Annotated in this window: 8 protein-coding genes and 2 pseudogenes; 2 read left to right on the top strand and 8 right to left on the bottom strand. The window is 71.6% G+C overall.

Annotation, left to right across the window (positions count from 1 at the left end; all coding sequences use genetic code 11):
* Positions 1–45 precede the first annotated feature (45 nt).
* Positions 46–672 carry a hypothetical protein gene (locus tag ABZ281_RS22645; protein ID WP_356658072.1) on the top strand — a complete coding sequence of 209 codons (627 nt, stop codon included), beginning with the start codon at positions 46–48 and terminating at the stop codon, positions 670–672.
* Here the strand turns inward: ABZ281_RS22645 and ABZ281_RS22640 are convergent.
* From ABZ281_RS22640 to ABZ281_RS22615, 6 genes are all read right to left on the bottom strand, one after another.
* Positions 669–1,415 (bottom strand): endonuclease/exonuclease/phosphatase family protein, encoded by a 747-nt coding sequence (locus tag ABZ281_RS22640; RefSeq protein WP_356658070.1) that lies wholly within the window; start codon positions 1,413–1,415, stop codon positions 669–671. The genes ABZ281_RS22645 and ABZ281_RS22640 overlap by 4 nt on opposite strands.
* A 136-nt stretch (positions 1,416–1,551) precedes the next feature.
* On the bottom strand, positions 1,552–2,505 hold the full coding sequence (locus ABZ281_RS22635) for an ROK family glucokinase (RefSeq protein ID WP_352118426.1): 954 nt from the start codon (positions 2,503–2,505) through the stop codon (positions 1,552–1,554).
* 132 nt (positions 2,506–2,637) lie between these two features.
* A complete protein-coding gene (locus tag ABZ281_RS22630; RefSeq protein WP_356658068.1) occupies positions 2,638–3,138 on the bottom strand; it encodes a DUF5304 domain-containing protein in 501 nt (166 codons plus the stop codon).
* A gap of 102 nt (positions 3,139–3,240) precedes the next feature.
* Positions 3,241–4,410: an ArsA-related P-loop ATPase gene (locus tag ABZ281_RS22625; protein ID WP_356658066.1), complete on the bottom strand. Its 1,170-nt coding sequence runs from the start codon at positions 4,408–4,410 to the stop codon at positions 3,241–3,243.
* A gap of 67 nt (positions 4,411–4,477) precedes the next feature.
* Positions 4,478–4,918, bottom strand: coding sequence for an SRPBCC family protein (locus ABZ281_RS22620; RefSeq protein WP_142164445.1), 441 nt, complete (start codon positions 4,916–4,918; stop codon positions 4,478–4,480).
* 108 nt (positions 4,919–5,026) lie between these two features.
* Entirely contained in the window at positions 5,027–5,824 is a 798-nt protein-coding gene (locus ABZ281_RS22615; protein WP_356658064.1) for a metallophosphoesterase, read from the bottom strand.
* Positions 5,825–6,120: 296 nt separating this feature from the next.
* Between ABZ281_RS22615 and ABZ281_RS22610 the strand changes: the two are divergent.
* A pseudogene (locus ABZ281_RS22610) lies at positions 6,121–7,917 on the top strand (AMP-dependent synthetase/ligase).
* 13 nt (positions 7,918–7,930) lie between these two features.
* On the opposite strand, the gene ABZ281_RS22605 reads toward ABZ281_RS22610, so the two are convergent.
* Complete coding sequence (locus tag ABZ281_RS22605) at positions 7,931–9,517, bottom strand: GMC oxidoreductase (protein ID WP_356658074.1); 1,587 nt, start codon at positions 9,515–9,517, stop codon at positions 7,931–7,933.
* Positions 9,518–9,620: 103 nt separating this feature from the next.
* Positions 9,621–9,822 (bottom strand): annotated as a pseudogene (locus tag ABZ281_RS22600) (hypothetical protein); the annotation flags it as partial.

Here is a 9,822-nt window from a genome sequence, read left to right as displayed (position 1 = left end):
GCCTCGGCAAGGAGCCCGGGCTCGGCAAGGAAGGGACGACCGCAGGTGGCTGAGCACGACTCCGACCGCGAGGGCCGGGAGCCGGACGAGAAGGGCGTCCCCTTCGACGAGGAGGCCGCCTGGGCGGCGATCGTCGCCGGGTACGGCGAGGAGCCGCCGGACCCGCCGGGCGCCAAGCCGTTCAAGTCGATCGAGGACCTGGCCCTGCCGGCGACCGGGCCCAACGAGGCCGGGATCGACGGCGGCCGGGGCGATACGGCCGTGAAGTCCGGGGACTCCGTCAAGCCCACCGAGCCGCAGGAGGCCGAGGGTCCCGGGGACGGGCCGGTGAAGCCCCTGGGCGGCTCGGTCTCCTTCGCGCCCGGCGTCGGCCCACGCGACTACTCCACGCCCGAGCCCGCCGAGGACGACTTCGACGAGGACGACGAGGGCCACTTCGTGCCCCCGGAGCCGCCTCCGCTGCCCGACGGCGACCCGACCTCGAAGTTCGCCTGGCTCGGCGTGCTCGGCGGTCCGGTGCTGCTCCTGCTGGCCGTGCTGCTCGGCTGGGACATGACCTGGTGGCTGACCACGCTGGGGATCGGCGGGTTCCTCGGCGGGTTCGCGACGCTGGTGATGCGCATGCGGACGGACGACGAGGAGGACGACCCCGGGCGGGGTGCGGTCGTCTAGGACGCCGGGACTCTGAGGGCGGCCAGGACGGGAAGGTGGTCCGTGGCCGCCCTCAGGTCGTCGTCGGACACCCCCGGCTGCCCGGTCGGCACGCCGCAGCCCAGCACCTCGATGCCGCTGGTCGCGAAGATCGCGTCGATGCGCTGGTAGGGGTCGGCGGGGGTCCAGGTGTGCTCGCCGCCCCAGGGGGCCGCGGCCCGGCAGTCGGTCAGCCGGCCGGCCAGCCGGCGGAAGGCCGGGCCCTCGGGGCGTTCATTGAGGTCGCCGCCGGCGATCGCGTGCTCCACACCCAGGCCGGCGAGCCGGTCCAGGAGCATGCCGGACTGCTCGCAGCGCTCGTCCTTCTGGAGGGACAGATGGCAGCTGAGCACGCCGAGGCGGGCGCCGGCGAACCGCAGGACCGCGGTGGCGAAGCCGCGGCGGTGCAGCCCGGGGGTGGGGGGCAGGAGGATGTCCTCCGTGCGTTCGACGCCCGCGCGGAGCGAGCTGAGGATGGCCGGTCCCGTGGTGGTCGCGCCGCCGGTGACGATCACGAGGTCGGAGGCGAGGGCCAGGCGGGCGAGTTTCTTGCGCCAGCGGAAGAAGCGGGGGGCTTCCTGGACGAGGACGAGGTCCGGCTCGCAGGCCCTGATGACGCGGGCCAAGGCGCCGGTGTCGTCGCGCATGGAGCGGATGTTGTAGCTGAGGACCCTGATGACCGCGGAACCGTCGGGTTCCGTACGGGAGTTGGGGAGCAGCGGCATGTGATCAATTTACGCGTAACAGGTCGGGGCGCGGGGTTGGGCGCGAGTGCCGGTTGTTCGTGGCTTGTCGCGCCCACGCGGCGGAGCCGCACAGTGATACAGCCCCGCGCCCCTGAGGCGCGTCTCCCGGGGGCGTTTACATGATCGGGTCGGGTTCCCTCGCCAAGTCCGCCGCGCCCACCAGGCCTGCCTTGTTGCCCAGTTCCGCCGCGCGGACCTCGGCCACCGGACGCCAGTTGCCGCCGACCAGCCAGCGCTTGTAGGACTTGCGGATCGGGCCGAGGACCAGTTCGCCCTCGTCGGAGAGGCCGCCGCCCACGATGAACGCGGAGGGGTCGAAGAGGGAGGCCAGGTCGGCGAGGCCCGCGCCGGCCCAGCGGGCCAGTTCGCGGTAGGAGTCGACGGCCACCCGGTCGCCCTGGCGGGCGGCCATGGAGATGTGCTTGCCCTCGATGCCGTCGGGCGTGCCGTTGCCGAGGCCGAGCAGGATCTCGGCGTTCTCGGGGGTGGCGTTGGCGCGCTGCTTGGCGTACCTCACCAGCGCCCGGCCCGAGGCGTACTGCTCCCAGCAGCCCTGTGAACCGCAGCCGCACAGCAGGCCGTCCGGCACCATGCGGATGTGGCCGAACTCGGCGGCCACGCCGAAGTGTCCGCGGCGCAGCTTGTTGCCGATGATGATGCCGCCACCGAGGCCGGTGCCGAGCGTGATGCAGATGACGTTGCGGTGGCCCTTGCCGGCACCGAACTTGTACTCGCCCCACGCCGCGGCGTTCGCGTCGTTCTCCACGACCACCGGGAGACCCACGCGCGCCTCGACCTTTTCCTTGAGCGGCTCGTTGCGCCAGTGGATGTTGGGCGCGAAGTAGACCTCGGAGCGCTGCCGGTTCACGTAGCCGGCGGCACCGATGCCCACGCCGACGATGTCGTGACCGACGCGTGCGCCGTCCACCGCCGAGGCGATGGCGTCCACGATGCCCTCAGCCGTGCCCGGGGTCGGCACCTTGTGGGTCGAGAGGATGTTGCCTTCCTCATCGACCACGCCGGCCGCGATCTTCGTGCCGCCGATGTCGACGCCGATGGTGAGTCCCATGAATCCCTCAGTTTCGGTCGAGCCCCGCTACGGCCAACGGTACCCGAGCCCTGCCCTCGGGTTCGCTGTCGTCCGCACGGTGGGCACCCCGGGCGGCCCCACGGGGGTCGCCGCTCGGCCGGGGCCGGGGACTCAGTCCAGGTCGATGCGCTCCCCGGGGCCGGTGTCGTCGCCGCCGTCCCGGCGTCCGTCCTGGTCACGGGGGTCGCCCTGGTCGTCGCGGCCGGTCCAGCGCCGCTCCTGGGCCTGCACGGCGGACCGGTAGGCCGCGAGCAGCTCGTTCCCGGCCGCCGCCAGGTGGTCGAAGACGTCCGGATTGCGTTCGATGACGGGTTCGACGGCGTCCTTGGCCTGCTGGACGACCTGTCGAACGACCTGCTGGGCGGCGGGCCCCGCGACCGCGCCGAGCAGCGGGGACTGGACGCCGGACAGTTTCTCCGCGACGGCGTCGACGAGCTTCTTCAGTTCCTCGGCGGCGGACCCCGGGGACGTGCCGTACTCGGCGCGGCGGCGGGTCTTCTCCGCCTGGAGGTCCTCGGCGCACGCGGTCGCCCAGGCATCGGCGTCGCTCGCCCGCACCTCGTCCGCGGCCTCTTCGCGGGCGGCGTCGGACGGGGGGAGCTCTTCGCTCATGACGGACTCCTGACTACGGTTCGTCCCTACGACGTTACCCGAACGGGCGTACCGGGTTCACGGACCGGGACCGCCGTTTTCGCCCGGTTGCGCCCCTCCGCCTCACCGGCCCTGCGGCCACAGCTTCGGGTCGGGCGCGAAGCGGATCCGCAGCTCGCCGTCGCGCAGGGCGGCTCCGTCGACGGTGCAGCGGCGCAGCACGGAGGGCAGCGGGACGACCCGGCGGAACCGCCCCGCCGTGACGACGAGTTCGTCGCCGCGCCGGACGAGGTCCAGTTCCTCGCGTATGGCGCCGGGCAGCGGGATCATCCAGACGAGCACGCCGTCCTCGCCGAGCCGGTCGGTCACCGGCCAGTCGGCGGCGGGGGCGGCGGGTGCGACGCCGGGCACGGCGAGGGCGGTGAGGTCGTCGGTGCCGCGCGGGTCGTGTCCGAGGTGGGCGACGGTGCGGACGTCGTACGACTCCCGCCACTCCTCCAGCGTCTTGCGCTGCTGGGCGACCGGCCCGGCGAGCCAGGTGTCCGCGGATGCCTCGGGCAGGACACGGTTGGCGACCACGACGTCGGTGGCGAGACCGCGCAGGGCGAGGCCGAGGCCGGCGGTGCGCAGCGCGTCGGAACCGGCCGGGCCGGGCTCGGCGACCAGCCGTACGACGGTGCCGCGGTCGGCGACGACCGCCTCGACGGCGGCCAGTTCCAGGTCCCAGCGGGCCGCCGTCTCGTAGAGCCACTCGGCGGGCATGGGGACGCCGGCGAGGCGGCCGAGGACGGGGCGCAGGGCACGGGCGGCCTGCCGTTCGGGCGGGAGGAGGCGGCGCAGATAGCGGCGGAGTTCCTCGGGCAGGGCAAGCAGGGCGAGGGCCTGCGGGGCCGGGGGGAGGTCGACGACGAGGGTGTCGTACTTCTCGGACAGCGCGGCATCCCGAAGGGCGCGCAGCAGGGCGAGTTCCTCGGCGCCGGGCAGGGGGGTGAGTTCCTCGGGGTCGAGGCGGGAGGCGCCGAGCAGGTCCAGGGCGGAGGAGGCGCGGTCCTGGAGGGCGATGAGGTCCCTGCGGAAGTCCTGGGCGGCGTCGGGGCGCCAGGCGGTGAGGTGCGGGGCGGCCCGGACCGGGGCCGGGCCGGTCGTCACCCCCAGGGCGGCACCGAGACTGTCCGTGCGGTCGGTGCCGAGGACGAGGGTGCGGGTGCCCTCGGCCGCCGCGGCCAGGGCGGTCGCGGCCGCGAGGGTGGTACGACCGCTGCCGCCGGGGCCGGTGATCAGGATGGTGCGCATGGGGCTGAACGGTACCGGGAGTCGCCGGAGCACCCGGCTCTGACGCCGGGTGGCTGCGCGGCCAGGGCTACTTGCCCGCTTCGACCCGCTTCTTCAGCCCGGCCAGCGCCCGGTCGATGATGACCTTCTCGGCCTTGCGCTTGATCATGCCGAGCATGGGGATCTTCACGTCGACGGTCAGGACGTACGTGACCTCCGTGCCGCCCGCACCGGCCGGCTTGAGGATGTAGGAGCCGTCGAGGGACCGGAGCATCTGGGACTTCACCAGCGTCCAGGACACCTCGTTCTCGCCGGTCCAGGTGTAGCCGAGGACCTGGTCGTCCTTGATCGCGCCCGCGTCCATGACGAGGCGGACCTGCTCGGCGCGGCCCTGGGCGTCGGTCTTCAGGACCTCGGCCTCCTTCACCTCGCCGGTCCAGTCCGGGTAGCGGGCGAAATCGGAGATGACCGCCATGACGTCGGCCGGGGCCGCCTCGATGGTGATGCTCGAGCTGGTGTGTTCCGCCATCGCCGTGGCTCCTCCAGATGCGGGCCGGTATGAGGTCGTGCGCACGTGCGTGCAGCGTGAAGGCTACCGCGCACGGGACCCGCGGATCTCACCCGACCTGGGGCATCCTCACCACTCCAGTGCCCAGGGCGTTCCGGTCGACGCGAAGTGCCCCACGTTCACGCACTCGGTCGCCCCGATCCGCATCCTCTTCACCAGCGGCTGGTGGACGTGCCCGAAGAGGGAATAGCGGGGCCGGGTGCGGCGGATGGCGTCCAGCAGAGCGCGGCTGCCGCGCTCGAAGCGGCGGGCGACGGTGTCGTAGACCAGCTCGGGGACCTCGGGCGGGATGTGCGTGCAGAGCACGTCGACCTCGCCCACGGCCTCGACCTTCGCCGCGTACTCCTCGTCGCTGATCTCGTACGGCGTCCGCATCGGTGTGCGCAGGCCACCGCCGACGAAGCCGAAGACCAGGCCACCGATCTCGACGCGCTCGCCGTCGAGGACGGTCGTGCCGGGGCCCGCGTACTCCCGCCACAGGGGCGGCATGTCGACGTTGCCGTAGGTGGCGTACGTAGGAATGGGGAACGCGGCGAACAGCTCGGCGTACTGCTTGCGCACCGCCTCCTCGATCACCGTGGCGCGGTCCCCCTGAAGGCCGGCCCACAGCGAGGCCCCGAGCACCCGGGCCTCCTCGAAACGGCGGGCGGTGCGCAGCGCGACGATGCGGTCGGCGTTCTCGACGCCGAACAGGTCGGGGAAGATGCCGCGGGAGTGGTCGGCGTAGTCGAGGAAGAGGACGAGGTCGCCCAGGCATATCAGCGCGTCCGCGCCCTCACCGGCCCTGGCCAGGTCGCGGGCATTGCCGTGCACGTCGCTCACCACGTGTACGCGCGTCCGATGGTTTCGGGCTGGTGTGGGTGCCATGACGATCAAGCGTAAGCGTGTGCGGCAGACGTGAACAGTGGCGGCCCTACCTGCGGTTACTGGCCAGTCAGTTAGTCCGTGGACTACTGTGCGCGAAGGAATACCCAACTGTGTGACGCAGCGAACATCTCGACGGGACCCCCTGTCGGAGAAGCCATACCGGCGGGTAACGTCCGGGCAGTCCAGTCGTGCTCTGCATTTCAACTAGCGAATGCCTGAGTACCTCCCCGAGCCTTGGACCGCACCGTCGCAGCACACACCGTCGTGGCGCCGGCGCCCTATGAGGAGCAGCAGTCTTGCGCGAGTTCAGCCTTCCGGCTTTGTACGAGGTCCCTGCGGACGGAAATCTGACCGACATCGTCCGCAGAAACGCCGCGCAGCACCCGGACGTCGCCGTCATCGCCCGCAAGATCGGTGGCAACTGGCAGGACGTCACGGCCACCGCGTTCCTCGCCGAGGTGCACACGGCCGCGAAGGGGCTGATCGCAGCCGGGGTCCAGCCGGGCGACCGGGTGGGCCTGATGTCCCGCACCCGCTACGAGTGGACGCTGCTGGACTTCGCGATCTGGAGCGCGGGCGCGGTGACCGTGCCGGTGTACGAGACCAGTTCGCCGGAGCAGGTGCAGTGGATCCTCGGCGACTCGGGCGCGACCGCGTGTGTCGTGGAGTCGGACGCCCACTCGGGCGCGATCGAGTCGGTGCGCGACCGGCTGCCGGCGCTCAAGCACGTGTGGCAGATCGAGGGCGGCGGCCTCGACGAGCTGGGCCGGCTCGGCCAGGACGTCACGGACGAGACGGTCGAGGAGCGCGGCTCGTTCGCCTAGGCCGACGACGCGGCGACCATCGTCTACACCTCGGGCACCACCGGCCGCCCCAAGGGCTGCGTGCTCAGCCACCGCAGCTTCTTCGCGGAGTGCGGCAACATCGTGGAGCGGCTGCGTCCGCTGTTCCGCACGGGCGAGTGCTCGGTGCTCCTGTTCCTGCCGCTCGCGCACGTCTTCGGCCGGCTGGTGCAGATCGCGCCCATGATGGCGCCGATCAAGCTCGGCTGCGTCCCCGACATCAAGAACCTCACCGACGAGCTGGCCGCGTTCCGCCCGACGCTGATCCTCGGTGTGCCGCGTGTCTTCGAGAAGGTCTACAACTCGGCGCGCGCCAAGGCGCAGGCCGACGGCAAGGGCAAGATCTTCGACAAGGCCGCCGACACCGCGATCGCCTACAGCAAGGCGCTGGACACCCCCTCGGGCCCGTCGCTCGGCCTGAGGATCAAGCACAAGACGTTCGACAAACTCGTCTACAGCAAACTCCGCGCGGTCCTCGGCGGCCGTGGCGAGTACGCCATCTCCGGCGGCGCCCCGCTCGGCGAGCGCCTCGGGCACTTCTTCCGCGGCATCGGCTTCACGGTCCTGGAGGGCTATGGCCTGACCGAGTCCTGCGCGGCCACCGCGTTCAACCCCTGGGACCGGCAGAAGATCGGCACGGTCGGCCAGCCGCTGCCCGGCTCGGTGGTGCGGATCGCCGACGACGGCGAGGTGCTGCTGCACGGCGAGCACCTGTTCAAGGAGTACTGGAACAATCCCGGCGCGACCGCGGAGGCGCTGGCCGACGGCTGGTTCCACACCGGTGACATCGGCACCCTCGACGAGGACGGCTATCTCAGGATCACCGGCCGTAAGAAGGAGATCATCGTCACCGCGGGCGGCAAGAACGTCGCCCCGGCCGTGATCGAGGACCGCATCCGGGCGCATGCCCTGGTCGCGGAGTGCATGGTGGTGGGCGACGGGCGGCCGTTCGTGGGCGCGCTGGTCACCATCGACGAGGAGTTCCTGGGCCGTTGGTGCGCGGACCACGGCAAGCCGGCGGGTGCCACCGCGGCGTCGCTGAGCGAGGACCCGGACCTGCTGGCCGCGATCCAGGCGGCGATCGACGACGGCAACGCCGCGGTGTCGAAGGCGGAATCGGTGCGGAAGTTCCGCATTCTGTCCTCCCAGTTCACGGAGGAGTCGGGCCACCTGACCCCTTCGCTGAAGCTGAAGCGGAACGTGGTGGCGAAGGACTACGCGCACGAGGTCGAGGCGATCTACGCCAAGTAGTGCGCGTGCGGCGTCATGGCGCGGTGTCCTCGGCGAGGACCCGCGCCATCGTGCGTTCGGCGAGCGCGGTGATGGTCACGAAGGGGTTCACCCCGAGCGACCCGGGCACGAGCGAGCCGTCGGTGACGTACAGCCGGGGATATCCCCTGACCCGCCCGTAGTCGTCCGTCGCCCTGCCCAGCACGCAGCCGCCGAGCGGGTGGTAGGTGAAGTCGTCGGCGAAGATCTTGCTCCGCGAACCGAACAGGTCGTAGCGGTAGATCGTCGCGTTGGCCGCGTTGATCCTGTCGAAGAGCTTCTTGGCCATGGCGACGGAGACCGCGGAGTGCGCGGCCGTCCAGCCCAGCCGCAACCGGCCCGAGCCGGTGTCGTAGGAGAAGGACGCCCGTTCCGGGTTCCTGGTGATCGCCAGGTAGAGGCTCACCCAGTGCTCCAGGCCCGTCGGCAGCGGGGCGATCTCGGCGAACACCGGGTTGGCGGTGTTGGCCCAGTCGTCGATGCCCATGACCGGCATGGTCGACTGGTTCGCGCCGACCGTGTCCCACAGGTGGTTGGCCCGGCCGAGCATCACGTTGCCGTTGGTGCCCCAGCCGGCGCCGACGCTGGGGTCGAGGCCGGGCAGGGTGCCCGTCTCGCGGGCCCGCAGCAGCAGTTCGGTGGTGCCGAGGCTACCGCCGCCCAGGAAGAGGTACGTGCAGCCGTACTCCTTGGTCTCGACGACCCGGCCGGTCTCGTCGACGCGGTCGGCGGTCAGGACGTAGGTGCCGTCCGGCGCGCGGCTGATCGCGCGCACCTTCTCCAAAGTGTGGAGGGTGACGTTGCCGGTGCCGAGCGCGGAGGCCAGGTAGGTCTTGTCGAGGCTGCGTTTGCCGTGGTTGTTGCCGTAGATGACCTCGCCGCCGAGCGCCGACTTCGGGGCGGTGCCGGCCGCCTCGCGCTGCATGTGACCGAAGTCGTAGACGCTCGGCACGAAGGTGGTCCGCAGACCGGCCTGCTCGGCGTGCTTGCGGGAGACGCGGGTGAAGCGGTACCACTCCGTCGACTCGAACCAGGCCGGGTCGACGGTGTTCACGCCGAGGGCGGCGCGGGCGCGCGGGAAGTACGTGCCGTACATCTCGTCGGCGTCGACGGTGGGGAACTGCTCGGCGAAGTACGACCGGGGCGGGGTGACCGCCATGCTCCCGTTCACCAGGGAGCCACCGCCGACGCCCCGTCCGACGTAGACGGACATCTGGTCGAAGTGCACGCGGTCCAGGACCCCGGGGTAGGGGTCGATGTCCCGGTTGACCACGTCCAGCCACAGGAAGCTGGACAGGGGGGCCTCGGTGCGGGTGCGGAACCACATGGACCGCTGGTCGGGTGCGCTGGTGGTGCAGAAGACCTTGCCGTCGGGGCCGGTGGTGTTCCAGAGGCGGCCCATCTCCAGGACGATCGTGCGGATGCCGGCCTGGCCGAGCCGGAGGGCGGCGACCGCTCCGCCGTAGCCGGAGCCGACGACGATCGCCGGGGTGGTGTCGACCGCGTCGGGCTGGGCGGCTCGGGCGCTTTCGAGGCCGATGCGGGTGAAGCCGAGGGTGGCTGCTGTCTGGAGGGCTGCCATGCCGAGGATCTGACGTCTTGTCAGCTGACGCTGCATCAGTTTTACTGTCATGCGCGCAGCATGTGCGGATTTTCGCGTTCCGCCTAGGGTCCGCGAGCCCTGCTCAGAGCAAAGCTTTGAGCCGCTCTGCGAGCAGGTCCCAGCGCCACTTCTCCTCGACCCACTCCCGGCCCCGCTCCCCCATCCTGCGGCGGAGCTCGGCGTCGCCGAGGCCCGGCGGCGCCCCGGCCAGCAGGCCGTCCACCTCGTCGTGCCGCACTCCGGTCGTCGACAGCACCCAGTCCAGCGCCGCCGTGCCGACCATC

The organism is Streptomyces sp. NPDC006265 (assembly GCF_040613555.1).
Classification (GTDB): Bacteria; Actinomycetota; Actinomycetes; order Streptomycetales; family Streptomycetaceae; genus Streptomyces.
This window is presented reverse-complemented; position numbering and strand designations above follow the sequence as displayed.

Bases quoted from the DNA above. Each gene is read 5' to 3' on its own strand.
- ABZ281_RS22625 (WP_356658066.1), bottom strand. From the start codon at position 4,410: ATGCGCACCATCCTGATCACCGGCCCCGGCGGCAGCGGTCGTACCACC.
- ABZ281_RS22635 (WP_352118426.1), bottom strand. From the start codon at position 2,505: ATGGGACTCACCATCGGCGTCGACATCGGCGGCACGAAGATCGCGGCC.
- ABZ281_RS22605 (WP_356658074.1), bottom strand. From the start codon at position 9,517: ATGGCAGCCCTCCAGACAGCAGCCACCCTCGGCTTCACCCGCATCGGC.
- ABZ281_RS22615 (WP_356658064.1), bottom strand. From the start codon at position 5,824: ATGGCACCCACACCAGCCCGAAACCATCGGACGCGCGTACACGTGGTG.
- ABZ281_RS22620 (WP_142164445.1), bottom strand. From the start codon at position 4,918: ATGGCGGAACACACCAGCTCGAGCATCACCATCGAGGCGGCCCCGGCC.
- ABZ281_RS22630 (WP_356658068.1), bottom strand. From the start codon at position 3,138: ATGAGCGAAGAGCTCCCCCCGTCCGACGCCGCCCGCGAAGAGGCCGCG.
- ABZ281_RS22640 (WP_356658070.1), bottom strand. From the start codon at position 1,415: ATGCCGCTGCTCCCCAACTCCCGTACGGAACCCGACGGTTCCGCGGTC.